This is a genomic window from Sphingobium sp. BHU LFT2, assembly GCF_018604485.1.
Taxonomy (GTDB): Bacteria; Pseudomonadota; Alphaproteobacteria; order Sphingomonadales; family Sphingomonadaceae; genus Sphingobium; species Sphingobium yanoikuyae_A.
The window spans coordinates 182,737-209,410 of sequence record NZ_JAFCGW010000001.1; the positions used below are offsets into that span (position 1 = coordinate 182,737).

24 protein-coding genes are annotated in these 26,674 nt (G+C 67.6%); 14 read left to right on the forward strand and 10 right to left on the reverse strand.

Annotated features, from left to right (window positions below):
• Window positions 1-23 precede the first annotated feature (23 nt).
• Window positions 24-2,060, forward strand: coding sequence for a tetratricopeptide repeat-containing sulfotransferase family protein (locus tag JQK15_RS00910; protein ID WP_214862962.1), 2,037 nt, complete (start codon window positions 24-26; stop codon window positions 2,058-2,060).
• Between the two features lie 97 nt (window positions 2,061-2,157).
• Here the strand turns inward: JQK15_RS00910 and JQK15_RS00915 are convergent, their stop codons facing one another.
• Window positions 2,158-3,570 (reverse strand): sensor histidine kinase, encoded by a 1,413-nt coding sequence (locus JQK15_RS00915; RefSeq protein WP_214862964.1) that lies wholly within the window; start codon window positions 3,568-3,570, stop codon window positions 2,158-2,160.
• Window positions 3,560-4,213 (reverse strand): response regulator, encoded by a 654-nt coding sequence (locus JQK15_RS00920; protein WP_004208051.1) that lies wholly within the window; start codon window positions 4,211-4,213, stop codon window positions 3,560-3,562. Before JQK15_RS00920 ends, JQK15_RS00915 begins: the two co-directional genes overlap by 11 nt.
• 106 nt (window positions 4,214-4,319) lie before the next feature.
• Here JQK15_RS00920 and JQK15_RS00925 point away from each other — a divergent pair, with 106 nt between their 5' ends.
• The 4 genes from JQK15_RS00925 to JQK15_RS00940 are packed head-to-tail and all read left to right on the forward strand — an operon-like array spanning window position 4,320 to window position 9,270.
• On the forward strand, window positions 4,320-5,393 hold the full coding sequence (locus tag JQK15_RS00925) for an ABC transporter substrate-binding protein (protein WP_214862966.1): 1,074 nt from the start codon (window positions 4,320-4,322) through the stop codon (window positions 5,391-5,393).
• A 2-nt stretch (window positions 5,394-5,395) separates the two neighbouring features.
• Window positions 5,396-6,886 carry an OprO/OprP family phosphate-selective porin gene (locus tag JQK15_RS00930; protein WP_214862968.1) on the forward strand — a complete coding sequence of 497 codons (1,491 nt, stop codon included), beginning with the start codon at window positions 5,396-5,398 and terminating at the stop codon, window positions 6,884-6,886.
• A gap of 34 nt (window positions 6,887-6,920) precedes the next feature.
• Window positions 6,921-8,222: a CitMHS family transporter gene (locus JQK15_RS00935; protein ID WP_097384243.1), complete on the forward strand. Its 1,302-nt coding sequence runs from the start codon at window positions 6,921-6,923 to the stop codon at window positions 8,220-8,222.
• Window positions 8,223-8,226: 4 nt separating this feature from the next.
• On the forward strand, window positions 8,227-9,270 hold the full coding sequence (locus JQK15_RS00940) for an AbrB family transcriptional regulator (RefSeq protein WP_214862970.1): 1,044 nt from the start codon (window positions 8,227-8,229) through the stop codon (window positions 9,268-9,270).
• A gap of 163 nt (window positions 9,271-9,433) precedes the next feature.
• Here JQK15_RS00940 and JQK15_RS00945 read toward each other — a convergent pair whose 3' ends face one another.
• Window positions 9,434-10,087 (reverse strand): YjbE family putative metal transport protein, encoded by a 654-nt coding sequence (locus JQK15_RS00945; protein ID WP_048937702.1) that lies wholly within the window; start codon window positions 10,085-10,087, stop codon window positions 9,434-9,436.
• 117 nt (window positions 10,088-10,204) lie between these two features.
• Complete coding sequence (locus JQK15_RS00950) at window positions 10,205-10,855, reverse strand: DedA family protein (protein WP_004208058.1); 651 nt, start codon at window positions 10,853-10,855, stop codon at window positions 10,205-10,207.
• Between the two features lie 201 nt (window positions 10,856-11,056).
• Between JQK15_RS00950 and JQK15_RS00955 the strand changes: the two genes are divergently transcribed.
• The gene (locus JQK15_RS00955) at window positions 11,057-12,103 is read left to right on the forward strand and encodes an NADP(H)-dependent aldo-keto reductase (RefSeq protein WP_099233684.1); all 1,047 of its coding nucleotides are present in this window, start codon (window positions 11,057-11,059) and stop codon (window positions 12,101-12,103) included.
• An 18-nt stretch (window positions 12,104-12,121) separates the two neighbouring features.
• On the opposite strand, the gene JQK15_RS00960 is transcribed toward JQK15_RS00955, so the two are convergent.
• Both JQK15_RS00960 and JQK15_RS00965 read right to left on the reverse strand, forming a co-directional pair.
• Window positions 12,122-13,462: a sensor histidine kinase gene (locus tag JQK15_RS00960; RefSeq protein ID WP_214862973.1), complete on the reverse strand. Its 1,341-nt coding sequence runs from the start codon at window positions 13,460-13,462 to the stop codon at window positions 12,122-12,124.
• Window positions 13,452-14,861, reverse strand: coding sequence for a sigma-54-dependent transcriptional regulator (locus JQK15_RS00965; RefSeq protein ID WP_214862974.1), 1,410 nt, complete (start codon window positions 14,859-14,861; stop codon window positions 13,452-13,454). The genes JQK15_RS00960 and JQK15_RS00965 overlap by 11 nt, the downstream gene beginning before the upstream one ends.
• 183 nt (window positions 14,862-15,044) lie before the next feature.
• Here JQK15_RS00965 and JQK15_RS00970 point away from each other — a divergent pair, with 183 nt between their 5' ends.
• From JQK15_RS00970 to JQK15_RS00985, 4 genes are read left to right on the forward strand one after another with little or no spacing between them, the layout of a single operon-like run.
• Window positions 15,045-15,245 (forward strand): hypothetical protein, encoded by a 201-nt coding sequence (locus JQK15_RS00970; RefSeq protein WP_004208062.1) that lies wholly within the window; start codon window positions 15,045-15,047, stop codon window positions 15,243-15,245.
• A gap of 52 nt (window positions 15,246-15,297) precedes the next feature.
• Window positions 15,298-16,614 carry an efflux RND transporter periplasmic adaptor subunit gene (locus JQK15_RS00975; protein ID WP_251007506.1) on the forward strand — a complete coding sequence of 439 codons (1,317 nt, stop codon included), beginning with the start codon at window positions 15,298-15,300 and terminating at the stop codon, window positions 16,612-16,614.
• 11 nt (window positions 16,615-16,625) lie between these two features.
• The gene (locus JQK15_RS00980) at window positions 16,626-17,318 is read left to right on the forward strand and encodes an ABC transporter ATP-binding protein (RefSeq protein WP_004208064.1); all 693 of its coding nucleotides are present in this window, start codon (window positions 16,626-16,628) and stop codon (window positions 17,316-17,318) included.
• A 24-nt stretch (window positions 17,319-17,342) separates the two neighbouring features.
• The gene (locus JQK15_RS00985) at window positions 17,343-19,847 is read left to right on the forward strand and encodes an ABC transporter permease (protein WP_136186658.1); all 2,505 of its coding nucleotides are present in this window, start codon (window positions 17,343-17,345) and stop codon (window positions 19,845-19,847) included.
• 63 nt (window positions 19,848-19,910) lie between these two features.
• Here the strand turns inward: JQK15_RS00985 and JQK15_RS00990 are convergent, their stop codons facing one another.
• Window positions 19,911-20,354 carry a pseudoazurin gene (locus JQK15_RS00990; RefSeq protein WP_037512780.1) on the reverse strand — a complete coding sequence of 148 codons (444 nt, stop codon included), beginning with the start codon at window positions 20,352-20,354 and terminating at the stop codon, window positions 19,911-19,913.
• Between the two features lie 88 nt (window positions 20,355-20,442).
• A complete protein-coding gene (locus JQK15_RS00995; protein ID WP_251007507.1) occupies window positions 20,443-20,979 on the reverse strand; it encodes a rhodanese-like domain-containing protein in 537 nt (178 codons plus the stop codon).
• A gap of 104 nt (window positions 20,980-21,083) precedes the next feature.
• Between JQK15_RS00995 and JQK15_RS01000 the strand changes: the two genes are divergently transcribed.
• Both JQK15_RS01000 and JQK15_RS01005 read left to right on the forward strand, forming a co-directional pair.
• Entirely contained in the window at window positions 21,084-21,908 is an 825-nt protein-coding gene (locus tag JQK15_RS01000) for a quinoprotein dehydrogenase-associated SoxYZ-like carrier (protein WP_214862975.1), read from the forward strand.
• On the forward strand, window positions 21,905-22,858 hold the full coding sequence (locus tag JQK15_RS01005) for a quinoprotein relay system zinc metallohydrolase 1 (protein WP_214862976.1): 954 nt from the start codon (window positions 21,905-21,907) through the stop codon (window positions 22,856-22,858). Before JQK15_RS01000 ends, JQK15_RS01005 begins: the two co-directional genes overlap by 4 nt.
• Window positions 22,859-22,872: 14 nt before the next feature.
• Here JQK15_RS01005 and JQK15_RS27235 read toward each other — a convergent pair whose 3' ends face one another.
• Window positions 22,873-23,808, reverse strand: a complete 936-nt coding sequence (locus JQK15_RS27235; RefSeq protein ID WP_010335543.1) for a lactate/malate family dehydrogenase — start codon at window positions 23,806-23,808, stop codon at window positions 22,873-22,875.
• A gap of 16 nt (window positions 23,809-23,824) precedes the next feature.
• A complete protein-coding gene (locus tag JQK15_RS01015) occupies window positions 23,825-24,640 on the reverse strand; it encodes an HpcH/HpaI aldolase/citrate lyase family protein (RefSeq protein ID WP_214863910.1) in 816 nt (271 codons plus the stop codon).
• Window positions 24,641-24,717: 77 nt separating this feature from the next.
• Between JQK15_RS01015 and JQK15_RS01020 the strand changes: the two genes are divergently transcribed.
• Window positions 24,718-25,689 carry an SPFH domain-containing protein gene (locus JQK15_RS01020; RefSeq protein WP_214862977.1) on the forward strand — a complete coding sequence of 324 codons (972 nt, stop codon included), beginning with the start codon at window positions 24,718-24,720 and terminating at the stop codon, window positions 25,687-25,689.
• 451 nt (window positions 25,690-26,140) lie between these two features.
• The gene (locus JQK15_RS01025) at window positions 26,141-26,587 is read left to right on the forward strand and encodes an NfeD family protein (protein WP_214862978.1); all 447 of its coding nucleotides are present in this window, start codon (window positions 26,141-26,143) and stop codon (window positions 26,585-26,587) included.
• The last annotated feature ends 87 nt before the right edge of the window (window positions 26,588-26,674 follow it).

A 26,674-nucleotide genomic window follows, 5' to 3' on the forward strand; every position in this document is an offset into this window, starting at 1 on the left:
CAGTCGCACAAATATGAGGGGCTATGGGGAACGCGTCCGCCGTATCGGCAACCGACAGCATCCAGACGGCGCTGGCAGATGCCGCCGCCCTGCTCGACGCCCGCCCCGATGCGGCCTTGGCGCAGGCCGAGGCGATCCTGCGCCGGGCCGGACGCCTGCCCCCCGCCGAACTGCTGATCGGCCAGGCGCTGCGCCGCCTCGGCAAGCCCAAGGCCGCACTGGCCCGTCTCACCCCCCTCGCCCGCCAGCATCCCACCGTCCCCGCGATATTGTGGGAACTGGCCCAGGCCGCGCAGGAAGCCGGCGACCAGCGCCAGGCGATCGGCGCGCTCGAAAGCCTGACCCGCCAGCAACCCGGCGTGCCCGGCGGCTGGTTCCTGCTGGCCGGGCTGCTACGCACGGTTGGGCGCGATGGCGATGCCTGGCGCGCCGACCTGTCGGGCGTCCACGCCGCCTCGCGCGATCGCGACCTGCTGGCAGCGGCAATGGCGATGAACGAGGGGCGACTGGACGACGCGGCCACGCTGCTGTCGGCGCGCGCCGATCGCCTGCCCGACGATCCCGCCGGCACCCGCCTCATGGGTGAGGTGCAATGGCGGCGCGGCGACATGAATGCCGCCCTCGCTCATGTCGAGCGCGCCGTCGCGCTGGCACCCGGCTTCGACCTCGCCCGCGATTTCCTGATCCGCCTCCTGCTGCAGAACAACCGCCTGAGCGAAGCGCTGGCCCATGCCGAAACCCTCGCCCGCTCGCCGATCCATAATCCGGGCTATGACCTCATCCGCGCATCGGTGCTGGTGCGGCTGGGCGATCAGGACGCTGCGCGCTCCATTTATGAAAGCCTGCTGGCCGACCGTCCCGACCAGCCGCAGGTCTGGCAGAATCTGGGCCATGCACTCAAGACGCTGGGGCGACAGGCCGACGCGGTCCATGCCTATCGCCAGGCGGTGCATCATCGCCCGACCATGGGCGAAGCCTGGTGGAGCCTCGCCAACCTCAAGACCGTGAAGCTGGACGCCGCCGACATCGCCACGATGGAGCGCGCGCTCGAAACCCTGGCCCGCGATGGCCAGACGGAGGGCGAGGATGTCTTCCACCTCCATTTCTCGCTCGGCAAGGCGCAGGAGGATCGCAAGGCGGACGAAGCCGCCTTCCGCCATTATGACGCCGGCAACCGTCTGCGCCGCGCCATGATCCGCCACGATGCCGGCGAATTTTCCACCGAAGTCGCGGCCACCGCCGCGACCTTCAGCGCGCCCTACATCGCCGCCATGGGCGATGGCGGCTGTCCCGCGCCCGACCCGATCTTCATCGTCGGCCTGCCGCGCTCCGGATCGACATTGGTCGAACAGATCCTCGCCAGCCACAGCCAGGTCGAAGGCACGATGGAACTGCCCGAGATGATGATGATCGCCAGCCGCCTGCAATCGCGGGTGGACGATGGCGAATTTGCCGATTTCGCGGCCATGGCGGCGTCGCTGACCTCGGCCGACCGCCAGCGTCTGGGCGAGGAATATGTCGAACAGACCCGCGTCCACCGCCAGAGCGGCAAGCCGCGCTTCATCGACAAGATGCCCAACAACTGGCAGCATGTCGGCCTGATCAAGCTGATCCTGCCCAATGCCAGCATCATCGACGCGCGCCGCCATCCGATGGGCTGCTGCTTTTCCGGCTGGAAACAGCATTTCGCGCGCGGCCAGGCCTTCACCTATGACCTCACCGACATAGGCCTTTATTATCGCGACTATGTCGCGCTGATGGCCGCCTATGACGCGGCCGCGCCGGGCCGGGTCCATCGCGTCATCTACGAACAGATGGTCGCCGACACGCCGGGTGAGGTCGACCGGCTGCTCGCCTATCTCGGCCTCGATTTCGAGGCGGCCTGCCTGTCCTTCTGGCAGACCGACCGGGCGGTGCGCACCGCCAGTTCCGAACAGGTGCGCCAGCCCATCTATACCGGCGGCGTCGATCATTGGCGGCGCTTCGAACCCTGGCTGGCCCCGCTGGCCGACGCACTGGGGCCGATCGCGCACAGCTATCCCGACCTGCCGCCGCGCTGATCATGCGCGCCTTTGCTCCCCTCCCTCCCTTCCAGGGAGGGGCCGGGGATGGGTGCGCCATGAAGCGGCCGCCTGCGCACGAGTGGGCAGACGCGCGCTAAACCCCGCCATTCTCCGCCCGTCGCGGAAAGCGCACGCGGATATGCGTACCCGCGCCACCCTCGACAATCTCCACCTGCGCGCCCATGCGCGACGCGGCGGACTGGACGATGGCAAGGCCCAGCCCCGTCCCCTCCGGCGCGCTGGCGCCGCCCACGCGGAAGAAGCGCTCGAAAACCTTGTCGCGATGCTCCACCGCAATGCCGGGGCCGTCGTCGCTGACCGTCATCAGGGTCGCATCCTCGCCCTGCGCCAGCGCGATCGTCACCGTGCCGCCGGGCCGGTTATAGCGGATGCCATTATCGACCAGATTGGCCAATATCTCGAACACCAGCGTGCGATGCGCCTCGACGCGATAGCTTTCCGCGTCCGACGCCTCCAGATTGAGTTCGACATGCGCCTGGATCGCCTGGTTGATCAGCCGGTTGACCACCACTGCGCTGACCTCTTTCAGGTCCACCGTCTCCAGCGGCGGCGATGCGCCCGCCTCCTCGGCCCGCGCCAGCGCCAGCAACTGCGTCACCAGCCGCTCCAGCCGCTGCGCCGCATCGGCAATCTCGTCGAACGCCTCGCGCGATCCCCGGCGCGCCAGCTCGATCTGCACCTTCAGCACCGAAATCGGCGTGCGCATCTGGTGCGAGGCATCGGCGGTGAAGCGGCGCACGCCCCCCGTCGCCTGGTCCAGCTGGCGCAGCAGCCGGTTGAATGCCCGCGCCAATGGCCGCAATTCGCTCGGCAGCGGCCCCGCATCCAGCGCCGAGAAATCCGGCCGCGCGCCGCCATCGCGCACCTCGACCGCGCGCCGCAGCCGCAGCAACGGCCGCAGGCTCCAGCCCAGCGCCGGCCGCAGCAGCAGGATCGCCACCCCCACCAGCGTCAGTTCGCCGATCAGCAGCGCGATCATCAGCCGGTGCATCAGCGCCCGCCGGTTATCCAGCGTCTCGGCCACCTGCACGATCACCGGGTCGGCGATCCGCGGTAGGCTGCGCTTCACCTCGCCGATGCGAATGTCCTGCCCGCGATACCGGGCAAAGCGGAACCGCGGCTGGTCGACCGGCATGGTCCGCGGGTCGGGCGCGGGCAGATCGGCATAGCCGGTCAGCAAAGTGCCGCCCACCGCGATCCGGTAATAGACATTGTCCCGCTCGCTATTCTCCAGCATGCCGAAAGCGGCGGGCGGCAGGTCCAGCGTCACCTCGCCCCGCTCCACCTGCACGGTTTCGGCGATCGCGCCCAGCGCGCCGCCCAGCACCCGGTCGTTGGTCCGGCGGACGACGTCGGAAATCAGCGTCGCGCCGCCCACGCCGATGATCGCCGCCGCGCCCAGCATCGGTCCCAGCATCGCCGCCAGCAGGCGGGTGCGCAGGGCAATGGCCCGCCCCTCGCCCGATGGCCGTCCCTCATTGGGCATCGAGCATATAGCCCACGCCGCGCACCGTGCGGATACCCGGCCCGTCGGGCGCCAGTTTGCCGCGCAGCCGGGTCACATGCACCTCGATCGCATTGCTGCCGACCGGCTCGTCAAAACCGAACACCTCGCCGATCAGCAATTCGCGCGGCACCACCTGCCCGGCCCTGGTCGCCAGCGACTCGAGCACCGCCAGCTCGCGCCGGCGCAGGTCCAGCGCCCGTCCGGCGACATCGGCGGCCCCGGTCGATCGATTGATGGTCAGCGGCCCGACCGTGATTTCCGGGGTCGGATCGCCGCCCCGCCGCCGCCCCAGCGCCCGCACCCGCGCCTCCAGTTCCTGCGGCTCGAAGGGCTTTCGCAGATAATCGTCGGCGCCCAGGTCCAGCCCCCGCACCCGGTCGTCCAGCGCATCGCGCGCGGTCAGCATCAGCACCGGCACTTTCTCGCCGCGCCGGCGCAATTCCGCCAATACGGTGAAGCCGTCGATATCGGGCAGGCCCACGTCCAGTATCACCAGCGCATAGGGTTCCCCGCCCACCACCGCCAGCGCATCCTCGCCGGTCGCGACATGGTCCACCGCATGGCCGCCCGCCCGCAGCAGGGCTGCAATGCTGCGCGCCAGTGCGGCGTCATCCTCGATCATCAAAATCCGAATAGGGCACCCGATGCTGAAAGGTTGATGACAGCTTGGCTTCGTAACTGCCTCTCCCAATCCGACAGAAGAACGGAACATGTGAGGAGCAGGGTCGATGCGAAGGGTTATTCAGATAGTGGCGGCGCTGGCAAGCCTGTCCGTCACCAGCGCGACAGCGGTAGCGCAAAGGCCAACCGGCTATCCGCGTTCCTATGACGATCTGATCGGCGATGCCCGTGCCGAACGGCAGGTCATCGTCTATGCCAATGCCGACACGTCGGAAATGGCACCGGTCATCCTGGCGTTCCAGCGCCGCTATCCCGGCGTTACCGTCAGCTATTCCGACCTCGGGTCGAACGAGATGTTCCGCCGCTTCTCGACCGAGGCGCGCAGCGGCCGGATGTCGGCCGACCTGGTCTGGTCGTCGGCGATGGACCAGCAGGTCAAGCTCATCAACGATGGCTTTGCCCAGGCCTATGCCAGTCCGGAAAAGCCCGCCCTGCCCGCCAATGCGGTATGGAAGAATATGGGCTTTGGCGTCACCGCAGAGCCAATCGCCTATGTCTACAACAAGAAGGCGATTGCCAATCCGCCGCGCAGCCATGCCGCGCTGGAGGCGATGCTGCGCAAGGATCGCAAGGCGCTGACCGGCAAGGTCACGACCTTCGATCCTGCCCGCTCGAACACCGGCTATCTCTATTTGACGCAGGATTATGCCATCACCCGCGACACCGGTTCGCTGGTGGAGGCGATGGCCGCGACCCGGCCGCAACTGCACATCACCACCGAACCGATGCTGCGCGGCGTGGCCGAAGGCAAATTCTCGATCGCCTATAATGTGATCGGCTCCTACGCGCAGGAACGCGCCCGCCGCGACCCGCGCATCGGCGTCGTCTTTCCCGAAGATTATACCATCGTGATGTCGCGCATCGCCTTCATCGCGCGCGAGGCGCGGCACCCCGCCGCAGCCAAGCTGTTCCTCGACTTCCTCCTCTCACGCGAAGGGCAATCGCTGCTCGCGCAACATAGCCTCTGGCCGGTGCGGACCGATATCAACGGCCGCCGCCTGCCCGCTGCCCAGGCCCGCTCGATCCGCGTCGGCCCGCAGCTTCTCGTCAATCTCGACCGCCTCACGCGCCAGCGCTTCCTGCGCGAATGGCAGGCGGCCCTCGTTTCCGGAGCCCGATAAGCATGTCCCATCTGATGTTGCGCGGCGGCTGCGCCGTGCTGGCACTGATCGTCGCCACGCCCGCCCTCGCCCAGGCGCCCAGCGCCGATGACCTGGCCGCACTGGTGAAGGCCCAGGCGGCCGAGATCGCCACGCTCAAGGCCCGGCTCGACAAGATCGAGGGGCAGCAGGCCGCAGCCCAGGCCGCGACGCCCCCCGCCGCTGCGCAGCCCGCGCCACAAATGGCGCAGCAGGACACGGCCCAGCCGCTGGTCATCGCCCCCTTCGCGCCGCAGATCGTGCCCCCCGGCCCGGCCGATATCGACGTGGCCCAGGCCCGCGCGGTCGCCGCCAATCCGTCCGGCGTCACCACCGAATGGGGCGCGGGCCTGCCCGTCTTCCGCTCGGCCGACGGCGTCTTCACCTACAAGCCGCGCGGTCGCATCCTGGTCGACGTCAGCTCGACCATGGGGTCGAAATATGGCGGCCGCAACACCACGACGACCGGCATGCGCGCGCTGCGTCTGGGTCTGGAAGGCGGCGTCGGCCCGCATTTCTTCTACCAGTTCGAAAGCGATTTTTCGGAGAATGAGGTCGACATCGTCACCGCCTTCCTGGGCTATCGCAACAAGATCAGCAGCAAGGTCGATTATGACGTGCGCGCCGGGCACCTGTTCAACGACCGCGCCTTCGAAGGCAGCACCGGTTCGGACTCCACCCCCTTCCTGGAACGGGGCGTGGTGTCGACCGCCATCATCCCGCAGCGCGGCTTCTACGGCATCGGCATCATGGGCCGCATGTTCGGCCCCAACTGGCATGCCTCGCTCAGCGTGACCGGCGACCGCGTCGATGGCGAACAGGCGACCAATGACAGCCGCACCTTCAGCGGCCGTGCGCACTGGAACCCGATCAGGACCGATCGCTCGCTGCTCCATGTCGGCGGCTGGTTCTTCGACGAAGCCCTGTCCTCCGCCGCGACCACGCTGACCCGCAGCACCGTCATCGGCGGCCGCTTCAACGGCGCGGTCCGCGTCACCACCGGCGAACTGCTCGGCGGCCGCTCGACCACCGGCTATGGCGCGGAACTGGGCGGCTATGTCGGCGGCCTGTGGGTGATGGGTGAGGCCGGCCGCCGCATCGCGCGCCTCGACGGCGGACGCCCCAGCTTCGAAAGCAAGGCCTGGAGCCTGTCGAGCGGCCTGTTCCTGACCGGCGAACTGCCGCCCTACAACCCGCGCCTCGGCAGCTTCGGCCAGCCCAATGTGCTCGATCCCGTACTGGACGGCGGCCTCGGCGCGATCGAGCTGACCGCCCGCTACGAAAATCTCGATTATACCGACCTGGTGCTGGGCGGCGACGGCTGGGCCGCGACGCTGGGCGTCAACTGGTATCTCAACAGCTTCACCCGGATCCAGCTCAACGGCATCCAGTGGCACACCAACAACCGCGCCGGCACCTACACGGGCGGCGATGACGGCCAGACCGTCAGCGCCCGTGTCGGCGTGACCTTCTGATCCTCCTTCCTCCAGCCCCCTCAAGGACGCAGCGATGAATCTTGCCCTGCTCGGCTTCCTGATGGTCGCCACCTTCATGACGCTGATCATGACCAAGCGGATGACCCCGCTGGTCGCGCTGATCGTCATCCCCTCGCTGTTCGGCGTGATCGCCGGTCAGGCCGCCGGCCTTGGCGACATGATGATCGACGGCATCAAGAATCTGGCGCCGACCGGCGTCATGCTGCTGTTCGCCATCCTCTTCTTCTCGACCATGACCGACACCGGCCTGTTCGACCCGCTGGTCGCCCGGCTGGTGAAGATCGTGCATGGCGATCCGCTGCTGATCCTGCTGGGCACGGTGGTGCTCTGCTCGGTCGTCAGCCTCGACGGCGACGGGTCGACCACCTACATCATCACCATCGCTGCGCTGCTCCCCCTCTACAAAAGGTTCGACATGAACCGGCTCTACCTCGTCTGCCTGCTGATGGTGACGAGCGGGATCATGAACCTGACCCCGTGGGGCGGGCCGACCGCCCGCGCCGCAAGCGCGCTGAAACTGGACCCGGCCACCCTGTTCCTGCCGCTCATCCCCGGCATGATCGCCGGCCTTGCCTTCCTGCTCGGCCTCGCCTTCTGGTTCGGGATCAAGGAACGCCGCCGCCTCGGCAAGGTGCAGGCGCGCCAGTCGGTCGCCCCGTCGGACCTGGGCGTCTCGCAATATCCCGAAGCGCGCCGGCCGCATCTGCGCTGGTTCAACGGCCTGCTGGTGGTGGCGCTGCTCGTCCTGCTGGTCTGGGGCGTGCTGCCGCTCTCGGTGCTGATGATGATCGCCTTCGCCATCGCCATGATCGTCAACTATCCCGGCGTCGCCCAGCAGAAGGAACGGATCGCCGCCCATGCCGGCAATGTCCTGTCGGTCGTGTCGCTGATCTTCGCCGCCGGCATCTTCACCGGCATCCTCGGCGGCACCGGCATGGTGGAGGCGATGAGCAAGGAAGTCGTCGGCGTCATCCCGCCCGCGCTCGGCCCCTATATGGCGCCGATCACCGCCCTGCTCTCCATGCCCTTCACCTTCTTCATCTCCAACGATGCCTTCTATTTCGGCATGCTGCCGATCCTCGCCGAAGCCGGCGCCCATTATGGCGTCGAACCGATGGCGATCGCCCGCGCCTCGCTGATGGGCCAGCCGGTCCATCTGCTCAGCCCGCTGGTCCCCTCGACCTATCTGCTGGTCAGCCTGGCGGGCGTGGACCTGGCCGATCATCAGCGCTTCACCCTGCTGCCCGCCGCCGCGGTCGGCATCGTCATGACCCTGGTCGGCATGATCGCCCTGGCCTTCCCCTTTGTCGCCTAGGGGATTGGACACACTCCTCCGCTTCCTGGCGGCGCTTGCCGTCGGGGCGGCCGGCGGCGCGCTTTTCTGGTCGATCCATGCGCCACTGCCCTGGGTGCTCGGATCGATGGCGGCCTGCGCGGTCGCCAGCGTCGCCGGTTTGCCGATTCAGGCCTCCGCCGCCACCCGCCGCCCGATGGCGGCGGTGATCGGCGTAGTGCTGGGCAGCAGCTTTGGCCCGCATTTGTTGCCACAGGCGCGCGACTGGATCATCCCGCTCGCCGCCCTGCCCTTCTTCCTCGCCACCGCTGCGCTGCTGTGCGTCACCTATTTCCGCAAGGTCGCGAAGTTCGATCCGGCCACCGCCTATTTCGCCGGCATGCCCGGCGGCATTGCCGAAATGGTGGTGATGGGCGCCGAACGCGGCGCCGACGAACGCGCCATCGGCCTGATCCATGGCGCGCGCATCTTCCTCGTCGTCTTCATCCTGCCCTTCCTGATCCGGCTCGACCATGCACCGGTCGCGGCCAGCGCCATCACGCCGGTGACCGGCGATGTCGCCAGCTGGTCGCTGCTCTTCTGGGGCGTGGGCTGCGCGCTTCTGGGCCTGCTGATCGGCCGGCTGCTGCGCCTGCCCGCCTGGCATCTGGTCGGGCCGCTGGCGGTCAGCGCCGCCGTGCATATGAGCGGCCTGGCCGATTTCCGCATTCCCGGCTGGGCACTGGCCGCGGCACAGGTCGGCCTTGGCGCCACTATGGGCTGCCGCTTCGTCGGCCTGACGCTGAAGGAATTGCTGCGCATCCTGGCGCTGGCGGCTGGGTCGACGGCGATCCTGCTGGCCGTCACCTTTGCCTGGGCGGCGGGGATCGGCACGCTGGCCGGGGTCGATCCGGTGCTGTTGACGCTCGCTTATTCGCCGGGCGGTCTCGCCGAAATGAGCATGGTTGCGCTCAGCCTGGCGCTGGAGCCGGGCGTCGTCGTCATCCACCATCTGACCCGCGTCATCCTGGTGCTGATCGGCGCGCCGCTCGGCTTTGCCTCCATGGGAAAGAACAGCGGGGCCGACTGACCGGCCCCGCCTTCTTATTTGGAAATGCGCCTCTGGCTCATCCGCACCGGCCCGCACCCCCACCCGACCGCCCAGACATGGTATCCTGATGGGAGGTCGGGTGGGGGCGCGGGCCGGTGCCGCATCGAAAATGCGCTCTTCCGCGCATTTTCCAAACAGGGCCTCAGAACAGGGTGATGAGGCCCGTGGCCGGGTCGATCGCGCCTTCATAGATCATCTTGCCGGCGACATAGAGGATCACGATCAGGCCGAAATAGGCGATCGCGCGATAGCGTTCGATCACGCGGGCCAGCAGGTTCGCCGCCACGCCCATCAGCGCCACCGACAGGACCAGGCCGATCACCAGGATACCGGGATGCTCCCGCGCCGCGCCGGCCACCGCCAGCACATTGTCCAGGCTCATGCTGACGTCGGCGATCGCGACCGCCCAGGCCGCCTGGGCAAAGCCCTTGGGCGCCGCCTTTCCGGCAATATCCTCGGCATCTTCCGGTTCGCCATGCGCGCGCAGTTCGCGCCACATCTTCCAGCCGACCCAGACCAGCAGCAGGCCGCCGGCAAAGACCAGGCCGACAAGCTGCATCAGCTGCGTGACCAGCAGGGCAAAGGCGATGCGCAGCACCAGCGCGGCGATCACGCCGATCGCGATCACCTTGCGCCGCGACGCTGGCGGCAGGCCGGCCGCCAGCGCGCCGACGACGATCGCATTGTCCGCCGCCAGCATGATGTCGATCAGCACGACCTGGCCAAAGGCGGCCAGCGCGGATGGAGAGCCGAGATTGGAAAAATCGGCGACTATGTGAGTCCAGATGTCGTTCATAAATCCTCTCGCCGTCCCGCAAGGCAACGACGTGAAGAACATCACCGCCGCAGCGAACAGCCTATTGGGTGTGAATTGGGCCGCCGCCGATTAGCGAAGCAGCCTGTCATCAACCTTTCAGCCGCGCTGTGCGGACATGGTGCGATGCCGCTGACGCGGCTTGTTGAAGAAACGGATCGCCAGCCACCCCAGCAGCAGCGGCACCAGGCACAGACCCAGCGCCATCATCGCGAAATGCTCCGCCTCGAAATCGAAATGGGTCAGCCGGCCGCCGGCCAGATAGCCGGGCAGCAGCAGCGCCGGCACCCACAGCAGGGCGGACAGGATATTGGCGATCTGGAACGGGCCATGCGGCATCTTCACCACGCCCGCGACCACCGGCACGGTCGAACGGACCGGCCCCAGGAAGCGGCCGAGCAGCACCGAGATGAAGCCATAGCGGCGAAAGAAGAGCCGCGCCCGCGCAAAGGCCAGCCGATGCCCGCGCAGCCAGCGATGGCGATAGATGGCCGGCCCGACCGACCGCCCCAGCGTATAGGATACCCAGTCGCCCAGGATCGCGCCGAACACGGCGCAGGCGAACACCGGCGCCGGATCGACCAGCCCCGCCCCGATCAGCCCGCCGACCGCGATCATCGTGGCGATCGCCGGCACGAACAGCCCGATCACCACCAGCGATTCGAAAAAGGCCAGCACGCCGATGATCGGCCCGCTCCACCAGCCATAGCGGGTAATCATGTCCAGGATGAGATCAGACAGGTCAGACATGCTCGATCAACGCACCAACAGGGAAGGAGTCGCAACCTAGGGCGATCCGATGAGCCTTTGGTTAACCGATGGACGAGCTGTTTCCTGTCTGCGGCCGGACGGATGCTGTCAATGATAGTTTCTCAACCGATCCCGCCATGGCTTTGCATTTCCCGACAAACGGCTAGAAACCAGTCGCTTGCCACGAAAGGGCCATGACATATGGAATATCGCACGCTCGGTCGCACCGACCTCTGGGTCAGCCTGATCTGCCTTGGCACCATGACCTGGGGATCGCAGAACAGCGAAGCCGAAGCGCACGCCCAGCTCGACTATGCGGTCGGCCAGGGCGTCAATTTCATCGACACCGCCGAAATGTATCCGGTCACTCCGGTCAGCCGCGACACCCAGGGCCTGACCGAAGCCTATATCGGCAGCTGGATCGCCGGGCGGAAGAAGCGCGACGACATCATCCTGGCGACCAAGGTGGCCGGCCCCGCCCGCGATCCCTCGCGCGGCATCCGCACCGCGGACCGGCTGGACCGCCGGAACATTGAACAGGCAATCGACGACAGCCTGCGCCGGTTGCAGACCGACTATATCGATCTCTATCAGGTCCACTGGCCCGACCGGCCGGTCCCCTCCTTCGGCGTGCGCGGCCTGTCCGCCCTGGCCGACCGGCCCGACACCGTCCCGATCGAGGAAACGCTCGATGCCCTTGCCGATCTGGTGAAGGCGGGCAAGATCCGCCATGTCGGCGTGTCGAACGAAACGCCCTGGGGCGTCAGCGAATATCTGCGCCTGGCGCGGGACCAGGGCCTGCCCCGTATCGCGTCGATCCAGAACGCCTATAATCTGCTCAACCGCGTGTTCGAAATCGGCCTGTCCGAATTTGCCCTGCGTGAAGATGTCGGCCTGCTCGCCTATTCGCCGCTCGCCGGCGGCAATCTGACCGGCAAATATCTGGGCGGGGTGATCGCGCCCGGCACCCGCCGCGACGTCGCGCGCCAGTTCGTCCGCTACGATCTGCCCGGCCAGGCACCGGCCGCCGCCCGCTATGTCGCGATCGCCCATGCCCATGGCCTTGATCCCGCCCAGCTCGCGCTCGCCTATGTCAACAGCCGCCCGTTCGTCACCGCGACGATCATCGGCGCGACCTCGCTGGACCAGCTCAGGGCCGACATCGACAGCGTCAACCTGACGCTCAGCGCCGACGCCATCGCCGCGATCGAGGCGGTGCATCGCGACCTGCCCGACCCCTGCCCCTGATCGGGGCCGGCCGCCGCGCTACAGCGTCAGCCGGAACAGCGCGCCGCCCGACGGCGCGCTGTCGATCTCGATCGTGCCGTCATGCGCCAGCAGCACCTGCCGGCCAAGGCTCAGGCCGATCCCGCTGCCGGTCTTCTTGGTGGTGAAGAAGGGCAGGAAGATGTCGTGGCGCAGCGCCTCGGGCACGCCGGGGCCATTGTCCGCCACCTCGATCCGGGTGCGCCCGGCGCTGATCGCGGCGATGCTCAGCGACACTTCCGGCCGGTCGCGATGGCATTCGGCCGCATCCGCCGCATTGCGCAGCAGGTTGATGACCACCTGCGCCAACAGGTCGGGATCGGCATCGATGCGATGGTCGGCCGGGCTGACCCGCACCTCCAGATGCACGCTCGCGCGATCGGCATCGGCCGCGAACAGCTTGGCCAGTTCGTCGGCAAAGGGCCGCGCCGCGAACAACCGGCGATCGACCAGCGGCGGGCGCGTGATGGTGCGATAGGTTTCGACGAAATGCATCACCCCGTCGGCGCGCCGGGCCAGCGTATCGACGGCGGCACGGGCATCGGCGATCAGCGGATCGTCGCCATCGTCCGCCTGCGCCATCAGGTCCGACGCGGTGCGGGCGAGCGATGTCACCGGCGTCATCGAATTCATGATCTCATGCGTCAGCACGCGGATAAGGTCGCTCTGCGCCGCCACCTCGACCGCATTCAGGGCCTGCTGGATCACCTGCACCGCAATCACCCGCGTCGCCCCGCCCAGCCGGGTCAGGCTGGCGCAGCGGATCAGCACGCGCTGCGGCCCGATATCGGTCTCGATCAACATGGTCTGGCTGCGCCCCGGCTCCAGCGCGGTCAGCGTCGCGGCGAAATGGCCGCCATAGGGGGCATAATCGTCCGGCCGCACCCCGGCATGGCGGTTGAACAGCTTGCGCGCCGCCTTGTTCACCGGTTCGATCCTGCCATCGGGCGCGATCGTCAGCAGCGCGGCGGGCGCATCATCGGCCAGCGCCTCGTAGAAGCGCGACGCCTCCTGCAAGCGCACCCGATCGTCGCGCAGCTTTCGGATGCCGCGATCGAGCGCCGCGCCCAACTGGTCAAAGCCGCTGTCCGATCCCGGCCGGGCGAAGCGCGCCTGCAGGTCGCCAAACTCGATCGCCTCGACAAAGCGGGCCAGTTCGAAATTGGCGCGGCGCACATGATGCCATAGCGCCATCGCGCTGACCGCCGCGCCGATCGCGCACAGGATGCGCACGGCGCCCAGGTCCGGCGTCATCAGCGCCCAGGCGAGCGCCGCCAGGCAGGCCATGGCCATGACGAGCCGCAGCGCCAGGCCGATCGAGAAGCGCCGATCAAAGCCCATGTTTTTCCATGCGGCGATAGAGGGAGGCGCGGGTCAGGCCCAGCTCGGCGGCGGCGCTGGAGATATTATAGCCATGCTTCATCAGCGCGGTCTCGACCAGGCGCCGCTCGACCCGTTCCAGATTCATGTCGTCGGGCGGTGGCGGCGCCTCCACCACGGCGGCCCGGTCGATCCGGACCGGCTCGGGACTGCCATGGTTGCGCAGCGGGATATCCTCGATGCCAAAGGGTGCGTCCCCGGCCAGGATCACCGCCCGCTCGATCGCATGGCGCAGCGCGCGGACATTGCCCGGCCAGTCATAGGCGACCAGCGCCGCCATCAGCTCGGGCGCGATCGGATGCACCGGCCGGGCATATTTGCGGGCATAGAGCGCATGATAATGGGCGATCAACGCGGGAATATCCTCGCGCCGCTCGCGCAGCGGCGGCAGCACTATCTCGACCGTATTGAGCCGGAACAGCAGATCCTGGCGGAACCGCCCCTCGTCCGCGATCTGCCCGGCGCTCAGGTTCGTCGCGGCGATCACCCTGATGTCCACCGCCACCGGCTTGTTGGCGCCCACCGGCGTCACCTTGCGCTGCTCCAGCGCGGTCAGCAGCTTGGGCTGCAGGTGCAGCGGCAGATTACCGATCTCGTCCAGGAACAGGGTGCCGCCATCGGCCGCCTGCAACCGCCCGATCCGGTCGGACCGCGCATCGGTGAAGGCGCCCTTCACATGCCCGAACAATTCGGAATCGATCACGCTTTCGGCCACCGCGCCCAGGTCGACCGGCAGCATGATCCGCTCGGCCCGGCGCGATCGGCGATGCAGTTCGCGCGCGACCAATTCCTTGCCCGTGCCATTCTCGCCCAGGATCAGCACATTGGCGTCGGTCGGCGCGGCACGGTCGATCAGTTGCTGCACCCGCGCCATCGCCGGTGACGTGCCGAGCAGCGGCGTCTCCCCTGCCGGCGCCGCCGCGATCATCGCCACCTTGTCCTTCTGCGCCACCGCCTTGCGCGACGCGCGCAGCGCTGCGGCCGTGCGCACCGTCGCCAGCAGCCGCTCGTTCGACCAGGGCTTGGTCACGAAATCGGTCGCGCCGCGCTTCATCGCCTCGATCGCGACCTGTACCCCGGCATGGGCGGTAATCATCACGATCACCGCCTGCGGATCGCGCGCCAGGAAACGGCCCAGCCATTCGAACCCTTCCGCCGCATTGGTCGCCCCGCGCGAGAAATTGGCGTCGAGCAGGATTGCTTCGGGGGTCAGGCCGGCGGTCGCGGCAAAGGCGGATTCGGGGTCGCGGAAGGTCAGCACTTCGCCAAAGATCGCGCGCAGCAACAGGCGCGCGGCCAGCAATATGTCGTCATCATCATCGATGACGACGCACAGCTCAAATGGCTTCTCCTGTGTCATCCGCCCCTCTGTCATCCGTTCGCTCCCGTACAGCGCCTGTCCGGAACCGTGCAATCAATATCCGTGCCAGACCCGTCACGGCCCGGATCCCGTCCCGCACATGCCCGCAAAAAGGCAACTGGCACGCCGCTTGCGAAGCATCCGGCAAAGGGCATGTGCCCCAAGTTCAGATGGAGACTGACAATGTATCGCCGGCCCGGCTCCTCGCTGTCAAAACCGCTTTCGATCCTGCTCGGCATCGCCGCCACCCTGCTGGTGATGGCCGCGCCGCAGGCCGCTTCCCGGCCATTCGGCTGCGAAGCGCCGCGCCAGATGGCGGCCGAGGCCGGGCATCTCCGCTGTCCCGCCCGCGCCGGCACCGGCTGCAAGCCCTTCCTCGCCTGATGTTCGGTATCGGACAAGCAATGTTCGAAATCGGACAGTGGAGCCGCCGCGCATGAGCGTCGTCAGCATGCCGAGCGAAACGCCGCGGGCCGCCGCGCCCACCAGTGGCGGCGCGATGGACCGGGTGGTGGCGCGCAAGACCCTGCCGCTGCGCGCCAAGGTTGCACTGGGCGCCGCCGGCGCGATCGCGCTGATCGGCACCGCCTGGTATTATATGCCCAGCAGCAACAGCCAGACCCTGCCGGCCGACCGCATCGTCGTCTCCACCGTCAGCCAGGGCCGGTTCGACGATTTCCTGCCGCTGCGCGCCCGCGTCACCCCGCTCATCACCGTCTATCTCGATGCGATCGAGGGCGGTCGGGTCGAAGAGGTGCTGGTCGAGGATGGCGCCACCGTCCAGAAGGGCCAGTTGCTCGCCCGCCTGTCCAACGCCGAACTGCAACTGTCGGTCCTCGCCCGCCAGACCGAAGTGACGCAGCAGCTCAATTCCATGCGCAGCCAGGAACTGGCGCTGTCGCAGAACCGGCTCACCAACAAGCGCGCCATGCTGGAGGCCGATCTCGACCTCAAGAAGGCGCAGCGCCAATATGAGCGGGAAGCGCCGCTGGCCGCGCGCGGCTTCGTCGCCGGCCGGACCTTTGCCGACACGCGCGACGACCTCAGCTATCAGCGCGATCGCCGGGCCGTCCTCGCCCGCACCCAGCAGACCGACGAGCGGCTCCAGACCAGCCAGCTCGCCCAGCTGCGCGCCTCGGCCGAAACCCTCCAGTCCAGCCTCGGCGTCGCCCGCGCCAGCCTGGAGGCGCTCAATCTGCGCGCCCCGGTCGCCGGCACCGTCTCCGCCTTCTCGATCCAGGTCGGCCAGTCGATGGCGCGCGGCGAGCGGCTGGGCCAGATCGACAGCCCCGGCCGCAACAAGCTGGTTGCCGGGATCGACGAATTCTACCTGCCCCGCGTCCAGCTCGGCCAGACCGCGACGGTCGACTGGAACGGCAAGAGCTATCGGATGAAGGTCGCAAAAATCTATCCGACCGTGCGCAACGGCCAGTTCGAGATCGACCTGCAGTTCCTCGACGGCGAACCGCCCCAGATCCAGCGCGGCCAGACGCTCCAGGCCAAGCTGACGCTGGGCGATCCGGTGCGCGCGCGCCTCATCCCCAATGGCAGCTTCTACAATGACACCGGCGGTGCCTGGGTGTTCGTGGTGACGCCCGACGGCGGCGAGGCGGTGAAGCGCGCCGTGCGCCTCGGCCGGCGCAACGCCGACTATATCGAGATTCTCGACGGGCTGGAGCCCGGCGAGCAGGTGCTCACATCCCCCTATACCGGGTTTGCCGACAAGGATCGGCTGGTCCTCGAAAAGAAGTGAAAGGCAAAGACATGACCCAAGCGTTGCTCAGCCTGCGTGAACTCAGCCGCGTTTATCGCACCGACATGGTCGAAACCACCGCGCTCGACGCGATCGACCTCGACATCTTCCAGGGCGAATTTGTCGCGATCATGGGCCCGTCGGGCTGCGGCAAGTCGACCCTGCTGAACATGATCGGCATGCTCGACAGCCCGTCGAGCGGCTCCTACCGTTTTGGCGACACCGAGATTGCCGGCCTGCCCGAACCCAGGCTGGCGGGCATCCGCAAGACACATCTGGGCTTCATCTTCCAGAGCTTCAACCTGATCGACGAACTGAGCGTGGCCGAGAATATCGAACTCGCCCTGCTCTATCACGCCATGCCCGCCGCCGAGCGCAAGGCGAAGGTCGAGGCGGTGATGGACCGGGTCGGCATCGCCCATCGCGCCCGCCACCGGCCCAGCCAGCTGTCGGGCGGCCAGCAGCAGCGCGTCGCCGTCGCCCGCGCGCTGGTGTCCGAACCGCGCCTGATCCTGGCCGACGAACCGACCGGTAATCTCGACACCAGCCATGGCGAGGAAGTGATGAAGATGCTCCAGACGCTCAACGCCGAAGGATCGACCATCGTCATGGTCACCCATTCGCCCGCCCATGCCGATTATGCCAGCCGCGTCGTCCACATGCTGGACGGCCGCATCCTGCAGGAACGGCGCCGCGCCGCCTGATAGCCCAAGACGGAGAGACTTCCCATGTGGCGCAATTATCTGACGGTCGGCCTGCGGTCGCTGCTCAAGAGCCGCACCTATGCGGCGATCAACATATTGGGGCTGGCGACCGGCATGGCCGCCTGCCTCATCATCCTGCTGTTCGTCCGCAATGAACTGACCTTCGACGCCTGGATGCCGCAGGCGGACCGGACCTTCCAGTTCCAGACCTATTATACCGATCCGCATGGTGGCCGCGAAAACAACCTGCAGATGGCGCCCTATGTCGCGCAGGCGGCGCTGCGGAAGGATTTCCCGCAGATCGCGGCGGCCGTCCATCTGCTTTCGGCGGGGCCAGTCGTGCTGCGCAACGGCGTCGCGACCGAAGTGGACGACATGAAATTCGTCGACGGCCCGGTGTTCGACGTGCTCGACCTGCCGCTGGTGAAGGGCGATCCGCGCACCGCGCTGGCCAAGCCCGGCGACATGGTGCTGACCGACAGCGAGGCGAAGCGCCGCTTCGGCAGCGAAGACCCGATGGGCCAGACGCTAACGCTCATCTCGCGCGGCATCTCGACCGACTATCGCGTCAATGGCGTGCTCAAGGATCTGCCCAAGGCCTCGCACCTCAAGCTCACCATGCTCGCCCGCTATGATCCGCCCAGCTACTGGGCGCAGACGCCCGATTTCCTCAGCCAATATGGCTGGCAATCGGGCTGGATCTATGTCCGGCTGAAGCCCGGCGCCGACGTCAAGGCGATCAATGCCCAGCTGCCGCAATGGGAAAAGCGCAACATCCCCGACCAGTTTTTCGGCGGCCGTCGCTTCAACCAGGGCGACGACATGAACTTCGCCCTGGTCAATGTCCGCGACGTCCATCTTGGCCGGGCCCAGAACGGGTCGATGACGCCGGGCAATGATCGCGGCTCGATCATCACCTTCGCCATCGTCGCCCTGCTGATCCTGGGCATGGCCTGCGTCAACTTCGTCAACCTCGCCACCGCCCGCGCCAGCCAGCGCGCGCGGGAAGTTGCGCTGCGCAAGGTGCTGGGCGCCAATCGCCGCCAGCTGGTGCTGCAATTCATCGGCGAATCCATCCTGGTCTCGGCGGTGGCGATGCTGGTCGCGCTGGCGCTGACCGAATTGCTGTTGCCGCTGGTCAGCCGCTTCCTCGACGCGGACCTCAGCCTCCATTATTTCGGCAGCGGCGGCCTCATCCTGCCGATCATCGGCCTGGTGCTGCTGGTTGGCGTGGCCGGCGGCGCCTATCCCGCCTTCTACCTGTCCCGCTTCCAGCCCGCCCGCGTGCTCAAGGCGAACAAGTCGGCGGCCGATGCCGAAGGATCGGGCCGGCTGCGCAGCGCGCTGGTCGTCGCCCAGTTCGCCGTGTCGATCGGCCTCATCATCTGCACGGCGGTGGTCTATGCCCAGACCCTCTACGCCCGCAATTCCGATCCCGGCTACAAGCGCGAGGGACTGATCCAGATTTCGGGCATCAGCCGCCGCCAGCTCGACCCGGTGCTCGACACGATGGTGCGGGAAATCGAGAAGGTCGACGGCGTGACCTCGGTCGGCCGCACCAATATCGGCATCAGCACCACCAACAACACCAATAGCGGCATATTGGTGCCCGGCCGTGAAGAGCCGATCAGCATGGGCATCTATCAGGTCGACACCAAATTCTTCGACACGATGGGCATCAAGCTGCTTGCCGGGCGGAGCTTCGACATCAACCGGCCGATCGACGACATCACCCGTCCCTTCCCGGAGGTTCCGGAGGCCGAGCGCGCCTTTGCCGCGCGCGGCGCCAATACCGTGGTCAACGAACTGGCGGTCAAGCGGCTGGGCTTTGCCTCACCGCAGGACGCGATCGGCAAGCAGGTCCGCGGCGGCCTGGTGCGCGACGAATTTGGCGGCAGCGTGCCCATCACCATCATCGGCGTCGTCCAGGATTCGCGCTTCCGCTCGATCCGCGATCCGATGGACCCGATCTTCTTCCTCTTCGATCGCGACAATCATAACGAAATGCTGATCCGCTATCATGGCAATCCGGCGACGGTGCTGGCGCGGATCGAAAGCGTGTGGAAGCGGCTCGCTCCCGAAGTGCCCTTCAGCGCGCGCTTCAGCGACGATATCGTGCGCGAAGTCTATCATGCCGAGGAAGCACGGGCCCAGGCCTTCGCCGCCTTCGCCCTGCTGGCGGTGATCGTCGGCTGCCTTGGCCTGTTCGGCCTGTCCGCCTTCACCGCGCAGCGCCGGACCAAGGAAATCGGCATCCGCAAGGTGCTGGGCGCCAGCACGGGCAAGATCGTGCAACTGCTGGTCTGGCAGTTCACCCGCCCGGTGCTGATCGCCAACCTCATCGCCTGGCCGGTCGCCTGGTGGGTGATGCGCGACTGGCTCAACGGCTTCGACTCCCGCATCGCGCTGACGCCCCTGCCCTTCCTGCTGGCCGGCGGATTGGCGCTGCTGATCGCGATCCTGACCATCGGCGCGCACAGCTTCCGCGTCGCGCGCACCAACCCGATCCACGCGCTGCGCTACGAATGACAGGAAACAGGCCGGCCATCCTGGTGGATGACCGGCCTGCCTGTCTGCGGGACTGGCCCGCGCTTATTTCACCTGGGCGAGCGCCGCATTCATCCGCTTGGCGGCGAAGGGCGGCAGCTTGACCGCCTTGGCCGCCGTCACATCGGCCGCCGTCGGCTTGCCCACCTGCACCAGCGCCACCATGCCCATCGAATAATGGGGCATGCACTTGATGCCATAGAGGCCCGGCTTGCTGACAGTCAGCACCGCCTCCTTGTTCATCGCCCCCTTCATCGGCGTCGCGCCGGCCGGCAGCATGGTAGAGATGGTCTCGGCATTATGGCTGGGATCGGTCGGCTGGAAATGGATCACGTCGCCCGGCGCCGCCTTCACGAAGGACGGTTCGAACACCATCGCGCCATCGGCGCCCTTGTTCTTCATATGGACGGTGATGTCCTTGGCCGCGGCCGGCATCGCACTGGCCATGGCCAGGCCGCCGATGATCGCCAGCACCGAACGATGAAGCATTTACTCTCTCCCGAAAATCAATGGTTTGAACTACCCCGTTAGCGTGCAACATGCCCAAAAACGGGGGCCAGACAATTGACCTTTGGTCCTATCGGCGCGCGGGTTGTACGGGCTTCAGCTCGCGGCCCAGATCTCGCCAGCCGTCGGTCCCCTCGGCCAGCCACCAGATATTGCGATAGCCCATCACCCGCAGCCGTCGCGCCGCATTCCAGCCCATCCAGCAATCCGCGCGGCAAAAGGTGACGATCATCCGGTTGCGCTTCCCGCCGGTCAGCCGCGCAACCCCGCGCGCGAACCAGTCGGTAATATCCGGCGTCGGCGCACCCCGCCCGCTTTCGGGAAACCAGTGGGCGCCGGGGATGCTCTCATGCGGCTGCGCCAGTTGCCAGCGTCCGTCCGCCGCGCGATGGCCACCCTCGGCCGGCAGCACATCGATCAGGATCATGTCGATATCCGGCCGCAGCCCGGCGATCGCGGCCGGCGCGATCCTGCCCACCCCCTCGGGCGGGCGATGCACGGGTCCGCGATAATAAGCGATGCGATAGCCCGCCGCATCGAACAACTCCGCCTCCTGCGCCTGCATCTGCGCCTGCACTGGGCCCGGCACCAGCAGCAGCGCCGCCATCAGCCTCATCCTCGCCCGCATGCCACTCTCTCCAGACATCATGACCCAAGGTGCAATGGTAGCGTCTTTCGTCCGGCGCTAGGCATGGACTTTGGGAGAAGAGGATGAACAGGCGCAAGATCCTGACAGCCATGGCCATGTCCTGCCTGCTGGCAAGCGGCGGCATCGCGCCTGCCCGCGCGCCCTATCCCGCCGATCCGCTGCATTCGCCCATGTGGACCGCCCATGCGCAGACCATCTTCGGCGACGATCCGGTCCGCTTCGATCCGCGCGTGAAGGTCAGCTATCCCGAAATCGCGGAAAACCAGCGCAGCTTCCCGGTCGCGCTCGACGCGCGCGGCCTCGATCCAATCAGGCGCATGCTGATCCTCGCCGATCTCAATCCCATCCCGATCGCCATCGATTATCGGCCCGACGGCGCCGAACCTTATGTCGCCACACGCATCAAGCTCGACCAGCGCACCCCGGTGCGCGGCGCGGTGCAACTGGCGGACGGCCAATGGCTGGTCAGCGGCGGCTGGGTCGATGCGGCGGGCGGCGGCTGCTCAGCCCCGCCGGTCAGCCGGGTGAAGGGCGACTGGGCCCAGCATCTGGGCGAAATGCGGGGCGAAGCCTGGCCGATGGCCGACGGCGCCAGCCGGCTGCGCGTCACCTTCCGCCATCCGATGGACACCGGCTTCGTCGCCAATATCCCGACCTATCATATCGAACAGATGCGCGTGACCGGCCCTGACGGCCGGCTGCTCGGTCAGATGGAGATATGGGCCGCCGTCGCCGAAGACCCCGCCATCACCCTGATGCCCCGCGCCCATCCCGGCGACACGCTCTCCATCGCTGCGCGCGACACCAATGGCCGCGCCTATCTCGCCAAGGTGACGGTCGCCCGCCAATCGCCCCTGCCCGCTGCCACCGGCGCGACCGGCCGATGATGCTCAGCCGCCGACAGGCGCTGGCCGGCATGACCGGCGCCCTCCCGCTGCTGACCGGGGCCGCACCGGACGATTATCGCATCGATCCGCAGCCGGTCGCCGATGGCCTGTGGATGATCCATGGCGCCGACGAACCGATGCTGTTCGCCAATGGCGGCGCGATCGCCAATATTACGATCATCGCCACCCCGGCCGGCACGCTGCTGGTCGATGCCGGCCCGTCGATCCGCTATGGCCATATGCTCGGGAAAGTGGCGGAGACGCTGACCGGCCAGCCGGTCGTGCGCGTTTATGTCACCCATCTCCATCCCGACCATGGCATGGGCATCACCGCCTTCGATCCTGCCATCGTCGCCGCCCTGCCCGGCACCATCACCGACATGGAACGGGACGGACGCGGCTTTTCCGATGCGCTCTATCGCCTGCTCGGCGACTGGATGCGCGGCACCGACCTCGCCCTGCCGGGGCGGCGGATCGACCAGCCGGCGGAGGATTTCGGCGGCCGCCGCCTGCAACTGCTGCCGCTCGCCGGCCACAGCAATGCCGATCTCGCCTTGCTGGACGAACGCACCGGCACGCTGATCGCGGGCGACCTGCTCTTCCTCGACCGCGCGCCCAGCACCCCGACCGCAAACCTCGCCCGCTGGCGCGAAAGCCTGGATGCGCTCGCAAAGCTGCCGCACAAGGCGGCGATCCCCGGCCATGGCCCGTTCGATCCCGGCGGCACCCGCGCCATCGCCCAGACCCGCGACTGGCTCGACTGGCTCGATGCGACGCTGCGCACCGCCGTGCGGTCCGGCCTCGACATGGTGGAGGCCGGCACCCTCCCCATCCCCGACCGCTTCGCCACCATCGCCGCCGCCCGCTACGAACTGCAACGCAGCGTCGCTCACCTCTATCCCGCGCTGGAGGCGGAACTTCTGCCCAGGGTGGACCTGCCGGAGGGATGATCGCCGGCGATTTTTCAATGGGATTCCAGCCCGTCCATGATGCCCTGCAGCACCGCTGCCGACGCCCGCAGCGCCGCCCGTTCCTCCGCGTCCAGGTCCGGCGCCAGCACCCGGCTCACCCCCAGCGCCCCGATCACGCAGGGCAGGCTCAGATAGACGCCCGCCACGCCGCATTCGCCATGGGCAAGGGTCGACACCGGCAGCACCACCTGCTCGTCGCGCCGCACCGCCTCGCACAGCCGCACGATCGCCGTCGCCACGCCATAGCTTGTATGGCCCTTGCCATAGTTGATCGCATAGCCCGCCCGCATCGTCTCATGCGCCAGTTCCGCCCGGTCCAGCACCGCGCCACCGCGAAACTGGTCCAGCGTCACCCCGCCGATCCGCACGCCCGAAAAGACCGCCACCTCGCTGTCGCCATGTTCGCCCAGCACCTGTCCCTCGACCGACACCGGCGCCACCCCCAGCCGGTCGGCCAGCCGCCGGCGAAAGCGCGCACTGTCGAGCAGCGTCCCGGTGCCGATCACCTGCCCCACCGGCAGCCCCGACGCGCGCTGCGCCACCTGCGCCATCGCATCGACCGGGTTGGACGCGACGATCATCACCCCGCCAAAGCCCGCTTCCACCACCCGCCGCGCACAATCCGCCACGATCGCGGCGCTGCGTCCGGCAACCGACAGCCGGCTTTCCTCGCCATGGGTGGTCGCGCCGGCCGTGATGACGACGATCGCCGCGTCGCCCGCATCCCGATAGTCGCCGCGCAGGACATGGGCCGGCCGCGCCAGCGCATTGGCGTCGGCAATGTCCAGCGCCTCGGCCTGTGCGCGCGGCCCGTCCGCATCGATCAGCAATATCTGCGTGAACAGCCCGCGCAGCATCATCGCATAGGCGGCCGTGGCGCCGACATGGCCGGTCCCGATGATCGCAACCTTGTCGAACCGTACCGCCATGCCTTGTCGCCTTTCGCTATTGCCCGACCGCCTCCGCCCGCGCCACCAGCGCCCGCGCCTCGTCGACATGCATCGCCTCGATCATCCGCCCCTCGAAGCGCTCGGCCCCGCCGGTCGCCGCCTCGATCAGCCGGCGCGCATCCGCCACCGCCTGCGCATCCGGGCCGAACGCCTGGTTCGCCACCGGCACCTGTCCGGGGTGGATCAGCGTCTTGCCGTCAAAGCCGAAGCCATGGCCCTCGGCGCATTCCGCCTCCAGCCCCGCCTCGTCGTCCAGCCGGTTGAACACGCCGTCGAACACCGCGATCCCCGCCGCCCGCGCCGCCAGCACCACGCTTTGCAGCACATGGGCCAGCCCCGCCCGCCCGGCCGACGGCGGAATGCTCAGATCCTTGCGCAGGTCATTGGTGCCCACGAACAATGCGGCACAGCCCTCGCCCGCCGCGATCGCCGGCGCCGCCAGCACGCCCTTCGCGCTCTCGATCATCGCGATCACCGGCTTCTGCGCGACGGAATAGACATCCTTCACCTGCTTGGCATTCTCGACCTTGGGCAGCACCACATAGTCGGCCGCGGTGCGCTTGAGCGCCACCATCTCCGCCCCGTGCGACGGCATCCCCTCGACATTGATCCGCACCGCCATCAGCCGCCCGCCAAAGCCCTCGCCCACGGCCTCCACCGCCGCGTCCAGCGCCGCCGCCTTGTCCGCGTCGGGCACCGCATCCTCCAGGTCGAGGATCACCATGTCGCACGGCAGCGTGCGTGCCTTGGCCACCGCGCGCGGGTTGGACGCGGGCAGGAACAGCAGGGATCGGGCGTGGCGCAACTGCATCTTATGTCTCTCCATCACTTTGCCTTTTCCCGTTAACGAATAGCCGCCATAGTGATCCCCTTCTCTGGGGAGGACATATGGTGACGACCTTCGCACTCACGGTCACGTTTCTGGTGCTCTTCTACCTGGCGGTCAGCGTCAAGGTGGTGCGGCAGGGCTATCAATATACCATCGAGCGTTTCGGCCGCTTTACCGAGGTGGCGAAGCCCGGCCTCAATTTCTACCCCGCCTTCTTCTACGCCGTCGGTCGCAAGATCAACATGATGGAGCAGGTCGTCGACATTCCGGGGCAGGAAATCATCACCAAGGACAATGCCATGGTGTCGGTCGACGGCGTGGTCTTCTTCCAGGTGCTCGACGCCGCCAAGGCGGCCTATGAAGTGTCCGAACTCTATGTCGCCATCATGCAGCTCGCCACCACCAATTTGCGCACCGTGATGGGCTCGATGGACCTCGACGAGACCCTGTCGAAGCGCGACGAGATCAACGCCCGCCTCCTCTCCGTGGTCGATCACGCCACCAACGCCTGGGGCATCAAGATCACCCGCGTGGAACTCAAGGACATCCGCCCGCCCGCCGACATCGTCAACGCCATGGGCCGGCAGATGAAGGCGGAGCGCGAGAAGCGCGCCAACATCCTGGAGGCCGAGGGCCTGAAAAGCAGCGAGATCCTGCGCGCCGAGGGCCAGAAACAGTCGCAGATCCTGGAAGCCGAAGGCCGCCGCGAAGCCGCCTTCCGCGATGCCGAGGCGCGCGAGCGCGAGGCGGAAGCCGAAGCCAAGGCGACCCAGATGGTGTCGGACGCGATCGCGGCCGGCAATCCGCAGGCGCTCAATTACTTCATCGCCCAGAAATATACCGACGCGGTGCAACAATTCGCCACCTCGCCCAATGCCAAGACCATCCTCTTCCCGGTCGAGGCGACCCAGCTGATCGGCACGCTCGGCGGCATCGGCCAACTCGCCAAGGAAGCGCTGGGCGACACCCCCACCCAGCCAACGCCACCCGCCGCGCCACGCCGGGGGCCGTTCGGCCAGACCCAGGGCTGAGGAAGGTGGCGATGCGAGGCCATCGGGCAGCACTGCCAGGCCAAGCCGGCTGGGCCACCGCACACCCCATCGCCATCCCGCGCGCCCGAACCACCCCCACCATCCCGAAGCGCCCACCACCTCCGTTCGCTTCGAGCCAAGTCGAGAAGCGCACAGCGCAACGCTCACCCCAAACACCGTTCGGGCTGAGCGAAGTCGAAGCCTCCCCTGAGCGCAGTCGAAGGGGGCGCCTTTCTTCCAAAGGAAAAGGGCGTCGACAAACTCAGCCCGAACGGATTGTGTTTGGCCCCACCCACCCCCGTCATTCCCGCGAAAGCGGGTCGAAGAGAGGCCCGCGCCTCTCTTCGACATCTCCCCACCTTGGTTCAAGCCCGACATGTCCTGAGATGGATCCCCGCCTCCGCGGGGATGACATAAAAACACCCCACCCCACCAACCACAGGACCACCCCATGACCGACTGGCTCAGCATGCTCCAGGATCATTGGGCCTGGCTGGTCTTCGCCGCGCTGCTGGCGATTGCGGAGGTGCTGATCCCCGGCGTCTTCCTGATCTGGATCGCGATCGCCGCCGCCATCACCGGCCTCGCCGCGCTGGCGCTGCCGATCGGCATTCCGCTCCAGCTCTTGATCTTCGCCGCGCTCTGCGTCGCCTCGGTCTGGGCCGGGCGGCGCTGGTATGTGGACAATCCGGTGCCCTCGACCGACCCCAATCTCAACGACCGCACCGCCCGCCTGATCGGCGAACTGGTGACCGTCGTGGAGCCGATCCGCGGCGGCGAAGGCCGGGTCAAGGTCGGCGACAGCGTCTGGACCGCCCGCGGCCCGGACAGCGAAGCGGGCGCGCGGGTCCGCGTGACCGGGGCCGAGGGCGCAGTGCTGCGGGTGGAGGGCACCTGACCCCACCCCAATAAACCACCGTCATCCCGGACTTGATCCGGGATCCATTCAGCACTCGTCCCCGATCGTAGCACCACGCGCGCGCAC